A 20,299-nucleotide genomic window follows, 5' to 3' on the forward strand; every position below is an offset into this window, starting at 1 on the left:
GATGCTACGTTTCCGCAGTGAGCGATGCACTCTTTCTGAATGTCGACGAGGACGGTTTCTTCTGCCTCGTCGCGCCCGACGCATATCGCGGTTTCATCGATGAGGATTGGCAACTGGAGCAGCTCTTCACACATTTCGTAGAGCAGATGAACGCGGGCTCCCTGTTCGTCGCCCACCCTGGCCCGGATGATGCAGACGAGACCGTGTCGTTTGCAGGCACTCCGTCAGGTGCTTCGGCCTTGCGTGAAGCGACGAGCACCGTCCACGTCGGAGTCGGCGGGCTGTGGGTCACGGATTACACGCAGTTGACGATGGCCGCCCAGTTCGACGACGAGACGGCAACGAACTCCGGTGCGATGCGGCTTCCTGTGACCGAAGGCACCCATCGTGTCACCCTCAGTCAGGTCGACGGCGACCCGTGTTACGTGCTCACCATCAAGCCCGTGGACGACGATCTGCAGCCGCTGGACGCGGTTCCCTGGTTCGCCTAGTTCAACTCTGCATTCTGCTGGATCCAGGCGATGAGGGCCGGGTCCAGGCGACGAGGGCGTTGAGGATCACGGCCGGTGGAACGAGATGACGTCATCTCGTCGCGAGCGTTTCTCGGTCATACCCGCGAGCTCCAGGCGACGGAAGACGCGACGCGGGAGCGCCGGAAGCTCAGCCGTTCGTCCAGCGGGTGGTTTCGCGAGCCCGGTGATCAGCGACAGGTCGACGCCGGCACCGCGCACCTCGATCCGCGCGTAGTCGCTGCGGGATCGCCAGAGCAGCAGTTCCAGGTCGCGGAAAGAGACGGTGTGGCGTGAATCCCGCGTTGTCAGCCTGATCTCGTCATCGCCGAAGGCCACGACGCACTCGACAGTTCGGCGCTGGAGCACGGCCCTCAGCGCCAGGTACGCCGGCAACGCGACCCCGGCGCCAATGACGATGATCATCCACTGCGGCCCCAGGCGCATGACGACGTCGTCGAGGACGATCAGCAGCGAAACGACAACGAGGCCGACGACGACCACGATGCCGATGGTCGTGCCGGTGAGAACGCGCATTCGCACAGGGATGGCGGCAAAGCACACAGCCGAGCCGTCTCCGTTCTCCTCGCGCTCCCACTCCGGGGTCGTGGGCGTCGGGCGCTTCTTTGCATCCTGTCGGGCGAAGACATCGCCGAGACGGCTGATCAGCCCGAGCCAGATCCATCCGGCGGCCGGGATCGCAGCGAACGTCAGCACGAATGCGACCGCGCGGCCCGGCTCGGGGACGGAATCGAGCATGTCTCCCCCGGCCTCCCCGACGATGACGATGGCCGCGCCGAGGGCTGTGGCGACCGCAGTGTGAAGGATCACGCCACTGCGAGCCGGCACCGTGCGCAGCGTGGCGTTGACGAACGCGAATCCGAAGCACCACCCGCCGACCAGCATCAGCAGGAACGGGAGGAAACTCAGGTCATCACCTGCGAGAGTCACGGCAATCGCACCCCCGAGAAGCAGTGCACCCCAGAGGACCGGATTGCGGACGAGTCTGCGGCCCGACGTCACTCGCACCGGCGCGTCAGCGGTGGACTCGGTCATCGGAGACATCCTAGAACGCGCTGCCCTCGTCGGCGTCGACCAGGGGATCAAACGCCGCAAGTTCCCGCTCCCGACGCTCAGACCAGCTGAACCGCGAGCTCTCAGTTCCCGTTCATCCCGTGCGGCTCGGCGCTGGCGACGAGCGAACGAACGCTCCCCCACGTCACGCTACGGATTCGCCCGGTGGCAGAGGAGCTCGCCAGCACCTTGTCCTCGGTCGATGGAAGGATCGCACCATGAGCACCTCGCGCGCCGATGAGCGCCGCGCCCGCGCAGCAATCGCCGCTTTCGATCTCATCGAGACGGAGGTCCGGCCACACCTGGCCGCCGGCGGCCGGTTGTGGTCCAAAGGATCAGGAGGCTACCCGAGTCTGCTTCGGCAGATGCTCGGCTCGCTCGACAAAGACCACGCTGTGGCCTTCGCGACCCGGGATGCGATGCAGCTGGCGCCGGCCGAACGTGTCGTCGAGCACGTGATCCCGTTCAAGCGGATCATCGTCGAGATCGTCGATCCGAGACAGGCTGATCCCCGATCGAACACGCGCCAGGAGCCGATCGCAGGAGGACCTGCCACGTCCCCAGAGCACCTGCTGTCGATCTTCGACCAACTCCTGCAGAAGTGCTGGGTCACCAAGGACGAGCACGACCTCCTGAACCGCGCCGGCCGGAGTCTCCAGTGGGATGCACCCGATGGTGACGGCTGGGCGCGGTATCGCCTCGCGGATGTGGTCGCATACCCGCTTGCCTAGGTGCACTGCCCCGGCAGGTCGGTTAACCGGGTGATTGGTGGAGCTTGCCCGGCGGGCTGATCGTGAGTCCGCCGCGCTTCCCCGTACCAGTGATCCCCATTACGATCGGCAGCGGAACGGAGACATGATGAAGTTTCTCATTCTCGGGTACACCCCGACTGATTCGTGGGATGGCACGACCGCTGATGTGCCTTCGGCCGATGCGCTCGCCGCCTTCGCCGAGTATCAGAAGTTCGAGGCCGAGCTCCGTGCGACCGGCGAGTTCGTGAGCGCCGAAGGACTCGGTCATCCGGTCATGTCGGTGACCGTCCGCAAGGACGGTGAGTCCGTCGTCGTCACCGACGGTCCGTACGCCGAGCTGAAGGAGGTGCTCGCCTCGTTCGCCGTGCTCGACGTGACGAGCCTCGATCGGGCCAAGGACATCGTGGCGCGGATGGTCGCCGTGCTGGGCGAACCGATGGAGATCCGGCCGATCATGGGCGACGATTTCGCTTGAGCGGCCGACCCGAGGCGATCGAGGAGATCCTGCACACGGAGACACCGCACGTCATCGGCGCACTGACCAGGCGGTTCGGCCGTTTCGAGGCCGCTGAGGATGCTGCACAGGAGGCACTGCTGGCGGCGACTCGGCAGTGGCCACAGGAGGGAGTCCCCGCCGAGCCGCGCTCCTGGTTGATCCGTGTCGGCTACCGGCGCATGGTCGACGCCATCCGTTCCGAACAGGCCGAGCGACGCCGCGAAGAGGAATACACGCTCGCGGACCCCGCGCGCGTCGGCGCGACCTCGATCGGCGTCGACGACAGCCTGAACCTTCTCCTGCTGTGCTGCCACCCCGCGTTGTCCTCCGTCTCGCAGGTGGCGCTGACGCTCCGCGCCGTCGGCGGCCTCACCACGTCCGAGATCGCGGGTGCCTACGGTGTCACCGAGCAGACGATGGGTGTGCGCATCAGCCGCGCGAAGCAGCAGTTGCGAAAGATCGGCGCGCGGTTCGAATTCTCCGTGAACGACGATGCGGCCGAACGTCTCTCGTCGACGATGAAGGTGCTGTATCTGGTCTTCAATGAGGGCTACACCGCCAGCTCCGGCCGCAGCCTGGTGCGAACGGATCTCTCCGCGGAGGCGATCCGTCTCGCGAGAATGCTGCACGGACAGACGCCAGACGACCCCGAGACGACCGGCCTGCTCGCGCTGATGCTGCTCACGGATGCCCGCCGAGCCGCCCGCACCGATGAGGACGGCACGCTGGTGCCGCTCGCCGACCAGGATCGCAGCCGGTGGGACCGAAGGATGATCGCCGAGGGGATCGAGCTCATCGAATCCGCCTGGACCGGTGGTGCTGTCGGTGTCTACCGCATCCAAGCGGCGATCGCGGCCGTGCATGTCGATGCACCGACTGCCGCCGCCACGGACTGGGAACAGATCGCAGCGTTGTACCTCGCTCTGGAGCAGATGGAGCCCGGAGGGCCGGTGATGCTGTCGCGCGTGGTCGCCGTCGCGCATGCTTTCGGCGATGAGACGGCGTTGGAACTGCTCACGAAGCTCGACCACGAGCACGGACTTCTCCAGCATCCGCTCACCAGGCACCGTGCCCTTGCGATCCGCGCGCACCTGCTCGAGCGGTCTGGCCGGGCGGATGAGGCGCGGGCGGATTACCGTCTGGCCGCCGAGCTCACCGCCAACGAGATCGAGACGCGCTATCTCCACGGCAGGGCGGACGGCGTGCCCGGCTGACGCAGTGGGAAACGGTCCGACGCCGGATGTCAAGAACGCGCACGCGGCTCCGATGTATCTGTGAAAGCTGCCCGAGGGGGCGGCACCGACACAGAGGAAGCACATCATGGACACCACTCACATCTCCACGGTCACCTCGGCGGACGGCACGGCGATCGCGTACGAGAGGATCGGGACCGGTCCCGTCATCATCGTGATCAGCAACGTCGCGGAGGACCGCACCGGAGTCGCCGGTATCGCTGACGCCCTCGCGGCCGACTTCACCGTCATCTCGTACGACCGTCGCGGTCGCGGCGAAAGCGGGGATCCGCAGCCCTACGAGCCGGCCCGCGAGATCGACGACATCGCGGCCCTCGTGGATGCCGTCGGCAGCCCGGTCTTCCTGACCAGCGGTTCCGGCGGATGCGGTCTCGCCCTGGACGCCGCCAGTGCGCTGGGCGATGCGGTCGCCGGGGTCTACCTCTACGAGCCTCCCTTCATCGTCGACGACTCCCGCGCGCCCGCGCCGGCTGACTACGTCGCCCATCAGGAAGAACTCGTCGCCGCGGGCCGCCGTGACGAGGCGGTCGAGTACTTCATGAGCGAGATGATCGGCGTCCCCGAGGAGTACCTCCCCCTGATGAAGGACGATCCCTCCTGGCAGGAGATGGTGCGCTATGCGCACACGTACGCCTACGACGGTCGCATCATGCAGGGCCTCCAGGACGGAGCACCCCTTCCGCGCGACCGCTGGCGCATCGACGCCCCTATCGCCGTCGCCGTCGGGAGCAACGGCGAGGGCTTCATCCGCGCAGGCGCCCAGGCGCTCGCCGCGCTCCTTCCGCACGTCACCGTGCTCACCCTCGAGGGCCAGGACCACTCGGCGTTCTGGATGGCACCGGAGCCGGTGGCTGAGCAGATCAGGGGGTTCCTGCTCACCGAAGGCTCGGACACCGCCGCCGCCGTCGCCGACGAGCCGCGCGCACCCGGCGCCGACATGGTCGCCCTCGACCGGCTCGTCGGGGAGTGGACCGTCACCGGCGGTGCCGTCGGAGTCGTGCGGTACGAATGGATGCCGGGACGCCACTTCCTCATCCAGCATGTCGACCTCGAGCAGTTCGGTGAGCAGATCACCGGCCTCGAAGTCATCGGTCATCTGCGACCCTTCGGCGAGCCCGCCGGAGCGGACGTGGTGTCGCGCTTCTACGACTCGCTCGGGAACACGCTCGACTACACGTACGAGCTCGAAGGCGATGTCCTGACGATCTGGGGCGGCGCGAAGGGAAGCCCCGCCTACTTCCGAGGGGAGTTCACGGATGGCGACCGGGTCATGGCCGGCGCCTGGGTCTACCCCGGTGGCGGGGGGTACGCCTCGACCATGACACGACGCTGACGCGCTCGGAGGACGCCGGTCGAGATCTCGACCGGCGTCCTCGGGTCGTCACCCGCGACCGCTCCGCCCTCTCCGCAGTGGCGCGATGGCCGCCACGAGCACCACGATCGCGCCGGTCGCGATGGCGACGACTACTCCCCCGTTCGCCACGACCGCCGCGATCGTGCCGAGCACGGCGATGCCGAGGCCACCGCCCAGAGCGAAGCCGACCTCCTGGATCGCGCCGACCTGGCCGGCATGCTCGACCGTGGTCACGTCGAACAGAGTGGTGGCCGCGAGGGTCCCCGCGAGTCCGAAGCCCAGGCCGATGAACGAAAGCGGCACCAGAACGGAGGACGGGTCCACGACCAGCATGCCGAGTCCGGCAACCTGCAGCACGAGCGCGAGCACAGTGGCGGTACCCGAGCGCAGCCATCGGAGCAGCAGCGGCGCGAGCACCCCGCCGGCGACGATCGCGATCGCCTGCGGAAGCAGCATGAGACCCGCCTCGGCAGCGGTCATGCCCACGGCGTCCTGGAGGTGCAGGCTCACCAGCACCACAGCCGCCGCGGATGCCCCGCTGCTGACGAGGATCCGGACCACCGCGGTGCTGAAGCCGGGCACGGCGAACAGACCGACATCGATGAGCGGGTCGGTGATTCGTCGTTGCCTCATCACGAAGTAGACGAGGCCGCCCACGGCGACAGCAGCGGCGATTCCTGCCGTCAGCGGCGAGGCCAGGGCCTCGTGCAGGGCGAACACGAGCGCCCCGAGCGCCACGATCGACGTCACGATGCTGGGGACGTCCCACGACTGCGTTCCGGTTGCCCGGGAATCCGGCACCAGCCATATCGTCAGGACGGCAGCCAGCACGGCGAGCGGTACAGCGCCCAGCAGGAGCCATCGCCACCCTGGCCCGTCTGCGAGCAGCCCGCCGACCACGGGTCCGAGGGCACTGCCCGCCCCGAACGTCGCGGTCCACAGGCCGTACGCCAGCACACGCTGCCGGGCTTCGTAGTGCGCGCCGATGGTGGCGACGACCCCCGCGATCACGAACGCCTCGGCTGTGCCGAGAAGCGCCCGCACGATGATCAGCACCATTCCGCTGGTCGCGACGCCGCCGACGGCGTTGAGCACGGCGAATCCGGCGAGCCCGATGAGAATGATGCGCTTGCGCCCGAACGCGTCGCCGATCCTGGCGGCGAGGATCAGTGTCGCGGCCAGGGTGAGCGAATAGATGTCGACGAACCACAGCACCTCGGTGTGGGTGAAGTGCAGTTCACCGCGGATCGCCGGCAGCGCCGTAGCGACGCTGCTGATCGCGAGGGCCCCGATGAGGATGCCGAGGAGCAGTGGGAGCATCGCCCACCATCTGCGCAGCGTGGGATGAGTGGGGATCGGAGCAGTATCGACGGTCACATCGTCAGTCTGTAGAGTACGTACATAAACCACAAGTACTGACATTTCTGTCATGTACTACCCATTCGGATACTGAGCGGAGAACCGCCATGCGTGAGAAGACCGAGCGGATCATCAAGGACTGGTCACCGACGTGCGACGCCGAGGTGTCCATCGCCGTGGTCGGCGGCGCCTGGAAGCCGACGATCCTGTCGATGCTCGAGCAGCACGGCATCCTCCGCTTCGGGGAGCTCGGTCGGCTCTTGGAGGGCACGACCCCCCGCGTCCTGACGCGTCAGCTGCGCGAACTCGAGGAGGACGGGCTCGTCATCCGCACCGTCCATCGGCAGGTACCCCCGAAAGTCGAATACGAACTCAGCGACGTCGGGCGCAGCGTCGGTCCACTTCTCGCCGAGCTGACCCGGTGGGGGCGCGCGTACGCCCGCCCGCACCGCGCTGAGGACGACGCCGCCTCCGACTAGGTACCGCACCGGATGGTCACCACGTCGATCGCGCGCCGTCAAGGGGTTCGATCACACGCAGGGCCGGGTCGTACGCTGACGGGATCGACGGAAGGAAGACCGCATGAGCGATCCGCAGAACACCCAGGGCGTACCAGGCGAGAACGAAGAAGCAGACACCGCGTCAGGCGGTGCGCCGGAGCGTCTCGACGGAACGACGCCGGACGACGACGAGGAATCGGACGATAGGACCGGCTCCGACGGGGAGGATGCGCAGGGTCACTGACCCGCGCGCATGAACTCCTCGGCCGCTCGAACCTGCTCCGCCGAGGGGCGGATACCGGTGTACAGGACGAACTGCTCGAGCGCCTGAAGCGTGGCGACCTCCGCGCCGCTGATGACCGTCTTCCCGGCGGCGCGGCCCGCGCCCACGAGCGGAGTCTCAGCCGGGAGCGCCACGACGTCGAACACGACGGCGGCCGCGTCGACGGCTGGCATCGGAAACGCCAGGGTGTGCTGCTCCGGCCCCCCGGCCATGCCGATCGGGGTGACGTTCACGACGATGTCAGCCGTGTGCTCCCCCAGCTCGGCGATCCAATCGAACCCGTACAGCTCGGCGAGGGCGCGGCCGACCTGCTCGTTGCGCGCGACGATCGTCACGTCGGCGAAGCCCGCGTCGCGGAACGCCGCGGCCGTCGCCTTGGCCATGCCGCCGGACCCGCGGAGCAGCACGGAGGCTGAGGGATCCAGGCCGTTGCGCTCGATGAGCTGCGCGATCGCCGAGTAGTCGGTGTTGTAGGCCGTGAGCATGCCGTGGTCGTTCACGATGGTGTTGACGGAATCGATCGCCGTGGCCGATGGATCCATGCGATCCACGAGGGCGATCACGTCTTCCTTGTACGGCATCGATATCGCGCACCCGCGGATGCCGAGGCCGCGCACGCCTGCGATCGCCTGGGCGAGGTCGGTCGGGGCGAACGCCTTGTAGATCCAGTTCAACCCCAGTGCCTCATAGAGGTGGTTGTGGAATCGAGTGCCGTTGTTGCTCGGCCTCGCCGACAGCGAGATGCACAGCGTCATGTCCTTGTTCAGCATGGTCACTGGATCAGGTTACGCCGCTCCCCGGCTCGCGCCGGACGCTCAGACCGCTCCGACTCCGAACACCAGCCCGAGCAGGTACGTGATCGCGGCGGCCCCGAAGCCGATCGCGAGCTGCCGCAGCGCCCGGCGCAGCGGCGGACCACCGGAGAGGATGCCGACCATGGCGCCGGTCGACAGCAGCGCGACGCCGACGAGGACGAGCGCCACGACCACCGCGGTCGCCCCATGCAGACCGAAGATCCACGGAAGCACGGGGATGATCGCGCCCGACGCGAACAGCAGGAAGCTGGAGACCGCAGCGGTCCAGTCGCTGCCGACGATCTCGTGATCTTGGCCAGGAGTCCGGATCGGACCGGTCGAGGCCGCCCGCACGCCGGCCTGAGCGGCCTCGACGATGCGGTGCGCCCTTCGTAGCGCTTCGGCCTCGTCGATTCCGCGGGCTCGGTAGACGAGAGCGAGTTCGTTCTCGTCGATGTCGAGGTCCGCCGCGGAGTCGTGGGCGTCGTCGTTCGCCTCCGTCGAGGCCAGCAGTTCGCGCTGCGATCGGACGGACACGAACTCGCCGGCCCCCATCGAGAGCGCGCCGGCCAGCAGACCGGCGATGCCGCTGAAGAGCACGAAACTCGAGCTCACCCCCGTCGCGCCGATACCGAGTACCAGCGCCAGATTGCTCACGAGACCGTCATTCGCGCCGAACACGGCCGCACGGAAGGAGCCGGACAGCCGGCGGCGCCCTCGAGCGGCCAGACCCCGGACGACCTCGTAATGGACCTTCTCGTCCGCGCGCATCGCCGGCGTCGCGTACTGCTCGGTGTCGTAGGGCGAACGCGCCTCGGCGCTCTGCGCGAGCGCGAGCACGAAGATCGATCCGAATCGCCCGGCCATCCAGCCGAGCATGCGCGAGCGGATGCCGGCACGTGGAAGCTTCTTCGGCTGGCCGCCGAGCAGGTCGAGCCAGTGCTGCTCGTGACGCCGCTCGGCCTCGGCGAGGCTCAGCAGGATCTCGCGCTCTTCGCCAGACCTCCGGGCGGCGAGACGCTGATAGACCATTCCCTCGGCGCGCTCCTCGACCAGGTAGCGGGCCCAGCGGCGTCGGTCGGCGGGCGTCGGCTCGGCGGAAACGGGCGCGCTCATCGGATCTCCTGATTCGGGTGGGATGCTTCAACGCTAGCGACGGCGCACGCCTCGCCCCGCCGGAATCCGGGGATTGACAGCATTTCGGGGTCCCGAACGCGCCGGACGGATGGACGCGGTCAGCGGCTCTTCACGCGCTTGCGCAGCACGTCGATGCGCGACTGCAGCTGCGCCACAGTCGCCTGCGCGACGGCGGGTCCGCCGCAGATCCGGCGCAACTCCGCATGCACGGCGCCGTGCGGCTCGCCTGCCTGCCGCGCGTACAGCCCGACGAGGCTGTTCAGCAGCTGCCGCTGTTCGCGCAGGGTCCGGTGCAGAGGCGGGGGTAGCGTGGTGACCGCTTCCGGCCCTTGTTCGGCCTCGCGCGCCTCGCGGAGCTTCGACTGCCTCGCGCTGCGCTGCATGAGCAGCTCATGGACGTGCTCCGGCTCGAGGAGCCCCGGAATGCCGATGAACTCTTCTTCTTCCGGAGTGCCGGGTTCGGCGAGTTGCCCGAACTCCTGCCCCTCGAACACGACACGATCGAAGTGCGCGAGCGACGAGATCGCCTGATAGCTGAACTCCTGCGTCAGGGCATCCGACGCGTCGTCCTCTCGATTCGCGCTGTCGAGCAGAGAGTCGTCGAGCCCGTCCTCGTCCTTGGACTGGCGATCGAGCGCGTGATCGCGCTGCTTCTCTATCTCGTTCGCGAGCCCCATGAGCACGGGGACGTTCGGCAGGAAGACGCTCGCGGCCTCGCCACGACGACGCGCGCGCACGAAGCGCCCGATCGCCTGCGCGAAGAACAGCGGGGTGGACGAGGACGTCGCGTAGACGCCCACTGCCAGTCGCGGCACGTCGACGCCCTCGGACACCATGCGCACCGCGACCATCCAGCGGGAATCGTTCTGGCTGAACTTCTCGATCCGCTCCGAGGCGGCCGCGTCGTCGGAGAGCACGATGGTCGGCTGTTGCCGAGTGATGCTGTGCAGGATCTTGGCGTATGCCCTGGCGACGGTCTGATCGGTGGCGAGCACCAGTCCCCCGGCATCCGGAACGTGGTGGCGGATCTCGGTCAGACGGCGGTCCGCGGCCGAGAGCACAGCGGGCATCCAGGCGCCCTCGGGATCGAGCGCCGTGCGCCAGGCCTGCGAGTTGACGTCCTTGGTGTTGTCCTGGCCCAGATGAGCCTCGAGCTCGTCGCCCGCGCTCGTGCGCCAGCGCATCTTGCCGGAGTACATGTGGAACAGCACCGGCCGGACGACGCCGTCCGCGAGGGCCCGCCCGTAGCCGTACGCGTAATCGGTGCTGGAGACACGAGCGCCGGACTCGTCGGGCAGATACTCGACGAACGGGATCGGCGCCGTGTCGCTGCGGAACGGCGTCCCGGAGAGCAGCAGACGGCGCTTGGCCGGGCCGTAGGCGTCCCGGATCGCGTCGCCCCAGCTGAGCGCGTCGCCGCCGTGGTGGACCTCGTCCAGGATGACGAGCGTCTTGGCGTCCTCGGTGAGATGCCGGTGCACGGAGGACTTCGCCGCGACCTGCGCATAGGTCACGACCACGCCGTGATAATGGGATGCCGGGGCCCAGTGACTGTTGCGGAACCGCGGGTCGAGGCGGATGTGCACGCGGGCCGCGGCATCCGCCCACTGCGTCTTGAGATGCTCGGTCGGCGCGACCACGATGACGCGGTTCACCTCGCCCGCTCGCAGCAGCTCGACAGCGAGGGTCAGCGCGAATGTGGTCTTGCCTGCGCCGGGCGTTGCGGCGACCAGGAAGTCGCGCTTGTCCGCCTGGAAGTACTGCTCGAGCGCCTCCTGCTGCCATGCCCTCAGCTTGTTCGCGGTGCCCCAGGGGGCGCGCTGAGGGAAGGACGGAGAGAGCATCGCCTCCACGATAATCGCTCCCACGGACACCGGATGCCAGCCATCCCCGCGGGGACCGATCGGCGGGTAGGCTGATTGGTCGCGGGGCCGCGATCCCTGGCTTCGCGAGCTTCCGAGGAGAGTGCGATGACCGACCTGGAATCATCCCGGACCCCCTTCGTCCCGAATGAGGGCACGCATCCATGGCGCCGTTTCGTGGCCGTCGGCGACTCGTTCACCGAGGGGATCGGCGATCCCGACCCCGCAGCCCCCGGCGGACACCGCGGGTGGGCCGACCGGGTCGCCGAGGTGCTTGCCCGGCAGGTCGACGACTTCGCTTACGCCAACCTCGCCGTCCGTGGCAAGCTGATCGCCCAGATCGTCCGGGACCAGATCGAACCGGCTGTCGCTCTGCACCCCGATCTCGTGTCGATCTGCGCCGGCGGTAACGACGTGATCCGACCAGGGACGGATCCGGACGCCATCGCGGTCCAGCTCGAGGACGCCGTGGCGCGGCTCGCTGCGACCGGCGCGGCCGTCCTGCTGTTCACCGGCATCGACACCGGCTTCACGCCCGTCTTCCGGCCGTTCCGCGGCAAGGTCGCGATCTACAACGAGAACGTCCGAGCGATCGCCGACCGGCACGACTGCATCGTCGCCGATCAGTGGGCGCTCAAGACCGTGCAGGACCCGCGCTTCTTCGACGACGACCGGCTGCACTACAACGCGCTCGGTCATCACGAGGTGGCTCGCATGGTGCTGCGCGCGCTGAACGTGCCGAACGATCTGCAGGCCATGCAGCCCGATCCTCTGCCCGTTCGGACCTGGCGCGAGGCGCGCTCCGAGGACCTCGGCTGGGCACGCGAGCACTTGGTGCCGTGGGTGCTGCGCCGCCTCCGTCACCAGTCGTCGGGTGACGCCGTCGTCGCCAAGCGCCCGGAGGCCGTGCCGTACGAGATCCGCGCGAGCGAATAGTCCGCGGGCGCCGAGCGGGAGCTCAGCGCGTCGCGTAGAACGCCACCGCCGACGACGCAGCGACGTTCAGGGAGTCGACGCCGCCGGTCATCGGGATGGTCACGCGTCGGTCGACTCGCCGATCCGTGGCTTCGGTGAGCCCGTTGCCCTCGCTGCCGAACACGAGCGCGAGGCGGGCGTGATCCTCCGCCACGAGATCGTCGAGCGTGATCGCACCCTCCCCCAGCGTCATGCCCGCGATGACGAACCCGACGTCCTTGAGCTCCTGGAGACCTTCCGGCCACGTGTGCGCGCGTGTCCAGGGCACCTGGAACACCGCGCCCATCGATACCCGAACGGAGCGCCGGTAGAGCGGATCGGCGCAGTCGGGCGTCACGACGACCGCGTCCACTCCCAGGGCCGCCGCCGAGCGGAAGCAGGCGCCGACGTTGATGTGGTGTCCGGCTACGATCGGCTGCAAGGAAACCGCGCCTGACCAGGCACAACGGCATAAGCGCTTATCGCATGAGCAATTGGATAGATCATACCGATAGCGACGACTCTGGCTTTTGTATCGCAGTGAGTGAGGATGCCGAAGCGCCGAACTGCGATGAGATCGAGACGGCTCCGGCACTTGTCCAGGTGGCGTGCTGACGGGGATGCGGGCCGTCCTGCAATATAGATTGGAACGTCGGACACACCGAGCGAGGTGGTGGTTTCGCCGAACGGTGCCGCACTGCGAGATCGCCGAGCATTCGAGGAAGGAGGGGCATTGATGATCAGCAGCCCGTTCAACACGAGCGCGTCCAACTTCGGCAACGCGGCGATGCAGACGGCCGACGTCCCGTGGGACACTCCTGTGAAGATGCGGCTGGGAGCCGACGGGCCCGGTGAGACCGGCGCGTACATCGAGGTCAGCACCACTCGTGGATTCGCCAAGCGGATCCCGATCGACGAGGCACGCTTGTCCGAGTGCCGGCAAGAGCAGGACGGTGCGGCCGGGATCGCGCTGTGCCAGCAACTCGTCGACGACCTGGCCGCGCGGATCAAGACGGCCGTGGCCGAAGCGGTGCGCGGTTGAACGGCCAGGCCGAGATGCTCGAACATGCCGCACCCTTGCGTGCCTGGCTGAATGCGCAGATTGTGGCGCGTGAGCGGCTGTGCCGCCAGCGCCCTTCGTGCTGACCTCAGTCCCCAGGCTCCCCACCCCCAGTGGCAAGTCCCCGGAACCGCTCGAAGAACCTGGAGAGCGCTTCGATGACCCGCTTCTTCTTGTCGCCATGGTTGGACTCGCGGTTGAACCGCGACACGGGTGGCAGGATGCGGGTGATCTCGGTGCCCGCTGTGCGCAGCTGGCCGTCCCGGAACGCGGCATCCACGAACGACCGCGTCTGCTCCAGCTTGAGCTTGTGCGTTTCGATGAGCTCTTGAAGCTCGGCCTCTCGCTTCGCGGCGATGTACGCCTGCCACTGCTCATCGACCGCGCCCTGCAGCGACACCGACTCGACGAAGTCCTCGACGAGGTCGCGCTTGCTGCGGAGGGTCGGGCTCGCGTCGACGGCGCGGGTGATCTCGGCGCGGACTTCCTTGTCGTCTCCGTCGCCCTTCTCGGCGCGGAGCTTCTCGACGAGCATGAGGATGTAGTCGACGTTGATCTCGACCTGCTTGACGAGCTCGATCTCGAACACGACGTCGTCGTTGATGACTTCTCTGTCGCCGTCACGATCGCGCGTGAACTCATCGCGTAGCCGCAGGTAGATGCTGGTGTAGTCCTGCCGCTGTCGCTCGGTGAGCGGATCGTTGCCGGCGAAGTCGTCGAAGGACGTGAGGATGTTCTGCAGCCGCAGGATCGCGCCGAACAGCTGGATGAAGTCCTTCTGCGCCTGCTCCCCCACGATCTGCTGCCCGATCGGGAAGCGCGTGAGCAGTTCGGTGACCTTGTCGACGTACTCGCCGTAGTAGTCGCCGTACGGTTTCAACAGGACGACGCCGCGGGCATCCTTATTGCCGAACAGTTCCAACGCCGCGTTGGTCTCTTCCTCGAGGTCGCGGAAGGCGACGATGTTGCCGTAGGTCTTCACCGAGTTCAGGATGCGGTTCGTGCGCGAGTACGCCTGGATCAGGCCATGGGCGCGCAGGTTCTTGTCAACGAACAGCGTGTTCAACGTCGTCGCGTCGAACCCAGTTAGGAACATGTTCACCACGATGACCAGGTCGATCTCGCGGTTCTTCATCCGCTGCGACAGGTCCTTGTAGTAGTTCTGGAACCGGTCCGCACTCGTGTCGTAGCTGGTCCCGAACATGTCGTTGTAGTCCTGGATCGCATCTTCCAGGAACGAACGTGCGTCACCGTCGAGCGCATCGGTGTCGAACGCTTCATCATCGAGGATGCCGTCGGCTTCGGCCTCGTTCGCGCCGTAGCTGAAGATCAGTCCGACCTTCAGGCGCTTGTCCGGTGGCAGCTGCTCCATCTGCAGCTGAAACTGGTTGTAGTACTGGCGTGCGGCATCGATCGACGCGGTCGCGAACAGCGCGTTGAACCCACGCACTCGCTTCCGCTCCTTGATCGCCTCCGCCTGACGCCGGCCCCGCACCGAGTCGGCGACGTTCGTCACCACGCCGTGCTCGTAACTCGACGACCGCTTCGTCTTCTGATCGAAGTGCTCCAGCGTGTACGCCACGACATCGCGGATCCGGCGCACGTCCAGGAGAGCTCTCTCCCGGTCGATCGCTGACACCTGTGAGTCGTCGGGGTTTCCGACCTTGATGGTGTTGATGTAGTCGATCCGGAACGGCAGCACGTTCTTGTCGGTGATGGCGTCGACGATCGTGTACGTGTGCAACTTGTCGCCGAACGCCTGCTCGGTCGTGCGCAAGTGAGGGTTGCCACCGCTGCCGGCGTTCGCAGCGAAGATCGGCGTACCGGTGAACCCAAAAAGGTTGTACTTCTTGAACGCCCGCGTGATGTCGGTGTGCATGTCACCGAACTGCGACCGGTGACACTCATCGAAGATGATCACCGCGTGGCCCGAGAAGACTTCGTGGCCCTTGTTCGCCTTGATGAACGTCGACAACTTCTGGATCGTCGTGATGATGATCCGCGCACCCCGGTCCTCAAGCTGCTTCTTCAGCACCGCCGTGGATGTGTTCGAGTTCGCCGCGCCCTTCTCGAACCGGTCGTACTCACGCATCGTCTGATAGTCGAGGTCTTTGCGATCCACGACGAACAGCACCTTGTCCACACTCGGCATCTTCGATGCCAGCTGCGCTGCCTTGAACGAGGTGAGCGTCTTACCCGACCCCGTGGTGTGCCAGACGTATCCGCCGGCATCGAGTGTGCCGAGCGTCTTGTAGTTCGTCGAGATCTGGATCTTCTGCAGGATCCGCTCCGTCGCCACGATCTGGTACGGCCGCATCACCAGCAGGTCGCGATCCGCGGTGAGCACGCAGTACTTCGTCAGGATGTTCAACAGCGAGTGCTTCGCGAAGAACGTCTTCACAAATGCCGTCAGCTCGGCGATCGGCTGGTTGTTCGCATCGGCCCACCAGCTGGTGAACTCAAACGAGTTGCTCGTCTTCCTGCCCTTCCCGGCACCGCCAGACTTCTTCTGCTCGGCCAGGTGCCTGTTGCGGGTGCTGTTGGAGTAGTACTTCGTGAGCGTGCCGTTGCTGATCACGAACAATTGCACGTACTCGAACAGGCCCGAGCCGGCCCAGAAGCTGTCGCGCTGGTAGCGGTTGATCTGGTTGAAGGCCTCGCGGATGTCGACGCCTCGGCGCTTCATTTCGATGTGCACCATCGGCAGCCCGTTGACGAGCACGGTCACGTCGTAACGGTTGGCGTACTTCGCACCGCCGTCGACGACATCACCCTCGCCACGCGCTATCTCGTACTGGTTGATGACCTGCAACTGGTTGTTGTGGATGTTGGTCTTGTCGATCAGCGCGATGTTCTTCGTCGTCCCATCATCGCGCCTGAGGATCTGGACGTGGTCCTCCTGGACACGCGCCGTCTTCTCGATGATGCCGTCGTTGGCACCTGCGATCTTCGTCGTGAAGAACTGCTCCCACTCGGCATCCGAGAAGGTCATCGTGTTGACCTTCTCGAGCTGCACCCGGAGGTTGGCAACCAGCTCCGCTTCGGAGGTGATCGGCAGGTAGTCGTACGCCTGTCCCTCGAGGAGTCGGATCATCTCCTTCTCGAGTGCAGACTCCGACTGATACGCATCGGCCCGCGACGGATCGTGAACATACTCAGCGACAACCGTGCTCTCCGATGAGATTGCGATCGGATCGTAGCCGCGTGCCGGTGCAACGCTCATGCCGGCAGCTCCTTGAACGTCAACAGGCGGTCACGATAGTGCTCGTACTGCTTACGACGGGCAACGAGCTCGCCCGGGAGACCAATACTGATGTCATTGACCAGGGCGTCGAGCTTGTCGAGGGTTGCCACGATACGTTCCTGCTCAGCCCGCGGCGGGACGGGCACTGGGTACTTCAGGAACATCGGGCGTCGCAGCGACGTCACAGACGCATGTACCGACGTGCGTTCCAGGTACCTCGAGAAGTCTGAAACTAGATAGTGATAGATGAATCGGGAGTCGATTTGTTTGCCTGGCACAACGCGATAAGCACGCTGATGGAGAGCGTACTTCCCATCGGCGAAGTGGAAGACTTTGCCAACGCCGACCCCGTCTCCGGCAGTGATGATTGCCTGCTCATCGAAGTCATACGAGTCAAGCCGTAGCGGTTCGCGGCCACGTGCGTAGAAAATGAACTCACCGTCCGGGGTCGCGTCTTTCGTATCGTGACTGCCGGTGCCGATCGTGGCGACTTCTCGCAGTGGTCGCCGCGGAACGTCATCCCCAAACGTCAAGAACTCAGTGCGATAGTGCTCGTACTGGGTGCGCCGGGCTTCCAGCTCCGCTTCCAGCTCCGCTTCCAGCTCCGCTTCCAGCTGAGTGAACTTATCCAACACTCGCACGATCTCGCGCTGCACCTCGAGTGGTGGTACCGGGATGCGTGCCTTCGCAACGTTCTGCGTCGAGATCGACGAGATCTTTGAGGAGGAGATACTTCGCCGAATCTGGTCTCGAAACAAGCGGGAAGCGAAAAAGTACGATACAAACTTGGGGTCCATCGAGCTCGAGAACGCATAGCACGCGTCATGGATCGCGATGGGTTCACTCCCCAGCCATGCGACAGACTTTCCAATGTCTTCGATCGTCTCGCCAGCTGATGCCATGACTACGTCGCCCTGCTGCGCGAAGCGAAGTGTGCGTGCACGTTCGTGCGATACGTAGGAGATGCTCTGAACTGCAGAAATGCCGTACTTGGTATATATCTCACCATAGTGAACGCACGGGACACCCGCGTCGATCATGTCGTCTTTGACGAAACGCTTCCCCCGCACGACCCTGCCGACATCGCCAAGCTGTTTGTACTCCACTCCGCTCGGGCACAGCTCCTGAATCAGGTCATCGATGCGGCTCATGCGAAGAAGTCCTCATCGATCTCGACGACCTTATAGGTCTCTTTCACCTGCACGCCAACGCCGTAGCGGATCATCAGGCTCGTCAGGCGTGTGCCGTCGATCAGGATGATGCGGGTCGGCACGTTCTCGGCGTAGGTGCGTGCGCCGTCGGAGAAGCGGCTGGTCGTGATGAAGACGCCACTGTCGGCTTTACCGCTGAGTGCTCCAACGAACGCCTGGAGGTCGGGGCGTCCGACAGCGTTGCCGTCTTGGTAACGCTTGGCCTGGATGTACACGCGATTGAGGCCGAGGATGTCCTGGTCGATAACACCGTCTATGCCTCCGTCGTTGCTGAGCTGGGTGACGCTGCCGGCCCCGGTGGTGCCGCCGTAGCCCATTGACAGCAGGAGATCGACAACCGCCTGCTCGAAGAAGCCTGGGTCTTTGTCCTGCAGCCGAGTGAGCAGCTCGACCGCGATCTCGTCGTGGATGCGCTCGATGCCGCTCTGCACCTGCTCGGTAGGAGTCATCGACGACTCTTCGGTCGGAGCGGTCTTTGTAGACTCGTTCGTCTTGCGGGTCGTGGTCGCCACGTACTCGCGGATGGGCGAGCTGGGATCCGCACCGAGCGCCTTGATGTCACGTTCCTTGGCACCGTTCGGAAACAGCTCGATGAGCTGCTTGCCGGCATCGGTGATCTGGTAGTGACCGCGTTTCGGACGCCTGAGCGCGCCGACGTTCGTCAGGAACGAGACGCCCCAGCCGATGCGGTTCTCATACTTGAGCGCGCTCCCGGACGGAAGCATCTCCTTCTTCTGCTCATCGGTGAGCTGCGCCTGATCAGCTACGAGAGGCTGAAACTCGCGCCAGTGGCGGATGATGCCATCGCTCATCACCTTGAGCGTCGGGATCATGAAGCCTTCCCAGTTGGGCATGTCCGTCATGACCGCGCACCTTCCAGATCCACCACGATCTCATCGATCGCTGTACGAAGCTCTGCCTGGCGCGCGACGATGCGCGCGATCTCGGCGTTCAGCTCGACGATGTCGACTTCCTCGCGGGTATCCTCGGCCTCTACATACGACGACACGGCGATGTTGTAGTCGTTGGTGGCGATGTCCTCGTTGCTCACGACGGTGGTGAAGTAGTCCTCGGGCTCGCGCGTCGTGAACGCCTCGAGGATCCTCGCCTGGTGCTTATCGAGCAGCTTGTTCTTGTTGCCAACGCGCTTGAACTCGGCTGACGCGTCAATGAACAGCACGTCGCTGGTCTTCTTCGACTTCTTCAGCACGAGGATGCAGGTCGCGATCGTCGTGCCGAAGAACAGGTCCGGCGGCAACTGGATCACGGTATCGATGTAGTTGTTGTCAACGAGGTACTGCCGAATCTTCCTCTCCGCTCCCCCGCGGTACAGCACTCCAGGGAACTCGACGATCGCTGCCGTGCCGTTCACCGCCAACCAGCTGAGCATGTGCATCGTGAACGCGAGGTCGGCCTTCGACTTCGGCGCGAGGACACCGGCCGGCGCGAACCGCTCGTCGTTGATGAGCAGTGGGTTGGCGTCGCCCTCCCACTTGATCGAGTAGGGCGGGTTGGAGACGATCGCCTCGAACGGCTCGTCGTCCCAGTGCTGGGGATCGACGAGGGTGTCGCCGTGGGCGAGGTTGAAGTCGGCGTAGTTGACGTCGTGCAGGAACATGTTGATCCGTGCGAGGTTGTACGTGGTCAGGTTGATCTCCTGGCCGTAGAAGCCCTGGCGGACGTTGTTCTTGCCGAGCACCTTGTCGAATTTCAGCAGCAGCGATCCCGATCCGACGGCCGGATCGTAGACCTTGTTGACCTGTGTCTTGCCGACCACCGTGATGCGGGCCAGCAGTTCGGAGACTTCCTGCGGCGTGTAGTACTCGCCACCGGACTTGCCGGCGTTGGCGGCGTACATCTGCATCAGGTACTCGTAGGCGTCGCCGAACAGGTCGATCGAGTTGTCTTCCCACCGCCCCAGCGGCAGGTCACCGATCGCGTCGAGCAGCTTCACCAGCTTCTGATTGCGCTTGGCAACCGTCGAGCCGAGCTTGTTGCTGTTGACATCCAGGTCGTCAAACAGACCCTTGATGTCGTCCTCACTGTCCGTACCCAGCGCCGACGCCTCGATGTTCTTGAAGACGCGCTCGAGCGTCTCGTTGAGGTTCTCGTCCCGCGCCGCACGCTCCCGCACGTTGGCGAACAGATCGGACGGCAGGATATAGAACCCTTTCTCCGCGACAACCTCGTCGCGCGCGAACTCCGCGTCAGAGTCCGCCGTCAGCCGGTAGTCGAACAACGCATCGCCCGCATCATGCTCGTGCTTGTTGAGGTACGCCGTGAGATTCTCAGAAATGAACCGGTAGAAGAGCATCCCCAGCACGTACGATTTGAAGTCCCACCCGTCGACGCTGCCTCGAAGGTCGTTCGCGATGCGCCAGATGGTCCTATGCAGCTCGGCACGCTGCGCCTCTTTGGTGGTCGGTGCCATAGGTTTGTCTCCTCCGCGCCACTGCG

18 protein-coding genes and 1 pseudogene are annotated in these 20,299 nt (G+C 65.6%); 9 read left to right on the plus strand and 10 right to left on the minus strand.

The window, feature by feature from the left end; genetic code table 11:
• Positions 1 to 17: 17 nt before the first annotated feature.
• The gene (locus OED01_RS08420) at positions 18 to 491 is read left to right on the plus strand and encodes a hypothetical protein (protein ID WP_264154836.1); all 474 of its coding nucleotides are present in this window, start codon (positions 18 to 20) and stop codon (positions 489 to 491) included.
• Between the two features lie 66 nt (positions 492 to 557).
• On the opposite strand, the gene OED01_RS08425 is transcribed toward OED01_RS08420, so the two are convergent.
• Complete coding sequence (locus tag OED01_RS08425; protein WP_264154837.1) at positions 558 to 1,625, minus strand: hypothetical protein; 1,068 nt, start codon at positions 1,623 to 1,625, stop codon at positions 558 to 560.
• Positions 1,626 to 1,801: 176 nt separating this feature from the next.
• On the opposite strand from OED01_RS08425, the gene OED01_RS08430 reads away from it, so the two are divergent.
• The 4 genes from OED01_RS08430 to OED01_RS08445 all read left to right on the plus strand — a co-directional run bounded on the left by OED01_RS08430 (position 1,802) and on the right by OED01_RS08445 (position 5,417).
• Positions 1,802 to 2,314, plus strand: a complete 513-nt coding sequence (locus OED01_RS08430; RefSeq protein WP_264154838.1) for a hypothetical protein — start codon at positions 1,802 to 1,804, stop codon at positions 2,312 to 2,314.
• 124 nt (positions 2,315 to 2,438) lie between these two features.
• Entirely contained in the window at positions 2,439 to 2,810 is a 372-nt protein-coding gene (locus OED01_RS08435; RefSeq protein WP_264154839.1) for a YciI family protein, read from the plus strand.
• Positions 2,807 to 4,045, plus strand: coding sequence for an RNA polymerase sigma factor (locus OED01_RS08440; protein ID WP_264154840.1), 1,239 nt, complete (start codon positions 2,807 to 2,809; stop codon positions 4,043 to 4,045). Before OED01_RS08435 ends, OED01_RS08440 begins: the two co-directional genes overlap by 4 nt.
• 106 nt (positions 4,046 to 4,151) lie before the next feature.
• The gene (locus OED01_RS08445; protein ID WP_264154841.1) at positions 4,152 to 5,417 is read left to right on the plus strand and encodes an alpha/beta fold hydrolase; all 1,266 of its coding nucleotides are present in this window, start codon (positions 4,152 to 4,154) and stop codon (positions 5,415 to 5,417) included.
• A gap of 48 nt (positions 5,418 to 5,465) precedes the next feature.
• On the opposite strand, the gene OED01_RS08450 is transcribed toward OED01_RS08445, so the two are convergent.
• Positions 5,466 to 6,815 carry an MFS transporter gene (locus OED01_RS08450; RefSeq protein ID WP_264154842.1) on the minus strand — a complete coding sequence of 450 codons (1,350 nt, stop codon included), beginning with the start codon at positions 6,813 to 6,815 and terminating at the stop codon, positions 5,466 to 5,468.
• Positions 6,816 to 6,904: 89 nt separating this feature from the next.
• Here OED01_RS08450 and OED01_RS08455 point away from each other — a divergent pair, with 89 nt between their 5' ends.
• Both OED01_RS08455 and OED01_RS08460 read left to right on the plus strand, forming a co-directional pair.
• Positions 6,905 to 7,276, plus strand: coding sequence for a winged helix-turn-helix transcriptional regulator (locus tag OED01_RS08455; RefSeq protein WP_264154843.1), 372 nt, complete (start codon positions 6,905 to 6,907; stop codon positions 7,274 to 7,276).
• A 103-nt stretch (positions 7,277 to 7,379) separates the two neighbouring features.
• Complete coding sequence (locus OED01_RS08460) at positions 7,380 to 7,541, plus strand: hypothetical protein (protein WP_264154844.1); 162 nt, start codon at positions 7,380 to 7,382, stop codon at positions 7,539 to 7,541.
• Here the strand turns inward: OED01_RS08460 and OED01_RS08465 are convergent.
• The 3 genes from OED01_RS08465 to OED01_RS08475 all read right to left on the minus strand — a co-directional run bounded on the left by OED01_RS08465 (position 7,535) and on the right by OED01_RS08475 (position 11,355).
• Positions 7,535 to 8,356, minus strand: coding sequence for a shikimate 5-dehydrogenase (locus OED01_RS08465; protein ID WP_264154845.1), 822 nt, complete (start codon positions 8,354 to 8,356; stop codon positions 7,535 to 7,537). The two genes, OED01_RS08460 and OED01_RS08465, sit on opposite strands and share 7 nt — an antisense overlap.
• 39 nt (positions 8,357 to 8,395) lie before the next feature.
• The gene (locus OED01_RS08470; RefSeq protein ID WP_264154846.1) at positions 8,396 to 9,490 is read right to left on the minus strand and encodes a VIT1/CCC1 transporter family protein; all 1,095 of its coding nucleotides are present in this window, start codon (positions 9,488 to 9,490) and stop codon (positions 8,396 to 8,398) included.
• 119 nt (positions 9,491 to 9,609) lie between these two features.
• Entirely contained in the window at positions 9,610 to 11,355 is a 1,746-nt protein-coding gene (locus OED01_RS08475; RefSeq protein ID WP_264154847.1) for a DEAD/DEAH box helicase, read from the minus strand.
• A gap of 126 nt (positions 11,356 to 11,481) precedes the next feature.
• Here OED01_RS08475 and OED01_RS08480 point away from each other — a divergent pair, with 126 nt between their 5' ends.
• On the plus strand, positions 11,482 to 12,309 hold the full coding sequence (locus tag OED01_RS08480) for an SGNH/GDSL hydrolase family protein (protein WP_264154848.1): 828 nt from the start codon (positions 11,482 to 11,484) through the stop codon (positions 12,307 to 12,309).
• Positions 12,310 to 12,331: 22 nt separating this feature from the next.
• Here OED01_RS08480 and OED01_RS08485 read toward each other — a convergent pair.
• Positions 12,332 to 12,745, minus strand: a pseudogene (locus tag OED01_RS08485) (TrmH family RNA methyltransferase); the annotation flags it as partial.
• 318 nt (positions 12,746 to 13,063) lie between these two features.
• Between OED01_RS08485 and OED01_RS08490 the strand changes: the two are divergent.
• Entirely contained in the window at positions 13,064 to 13,369 is a 306-nt protein-coding gene (locus OED01_RS08490) for a hypothetical protein (protein ID WP_009881334.1), read from the plus strand.
• A gap of 106 nt (positions 13,370 to 13,475) precedes the next feature.
• Here the strand turns inward: OED01_RS08490 and OED01_RS08495 are convergent, their stop codons facing one another.
• Genes OED01_RS08495 through OED01_RS08510 form a run of 4 tightly spaced genes read right to left on the minus strand, consistent with a single transcriptional unit; the run spans position 13,476 to position 20,273 of the window.
• Positions 13,476 to 16,610, minus strand: coding sequence for a type I restriction endonuclease subunit R (locus OED01_RS08495; protein WP_264154850.1), 3,135 nt, complete (start codon positions 16,608 to 16,610; stop codon positions 13,476 to 13,478).
• Positions 16,607 to 17,782 (minus strand): restriction endonuclease subunit S, encoded by a 1,176-nt coding sequence (locus OED01_RS08500; protein WP_264154851.1) that lies wholly within the window; start codon positions 17,780 to 17,782, stop codon positions 16,607 to 16,609. Before OED01_RS08500 ends, OED01_RS08495 begins: the two co-directional genes overlap by 4 nt.
• Positions 17,779 to 18,705: a restriction endonuclease gene (locus tag OED01_RS08505; RefSeq protein WP_264154852.1), complete on the minus strand. Its 927-nt coding sequence runs from the start codon at positions 18,703 to 18,705 to the stop codon at positions 17,779 to 17,781. Before OED01_RS08505 ends, OED01_RS08500 begins: the two co-directional genes overlap by 4 nt.
• Positions 18,702 to 20,273: a type I restriction-modification system subunit M gene (locus OED01_RS08510; RefSeq protein WP_264154853.1), complete on the minus strand. Its 1,572-nt coding sequence runs from the start codon at positions 20,271 to 20,273 to the stop codon at positions 18,702 to 18,704. The genes OED01_RS08505 and OED01_RS08510 overlap by 4 nt, the downstream gene beginning before the upstream one ends.
• Positions 20,274 to 20,299 lie beyond the last annotated feature (26 nt).

It is taken from the genome of Microbacterium sp. M28 (assembly GCF_025836995.1).
GTDB lineage: Bacteria > Actinomycetota > Actinomycetes > Actinomycetales > Microbacteriaceae > Microbacterium.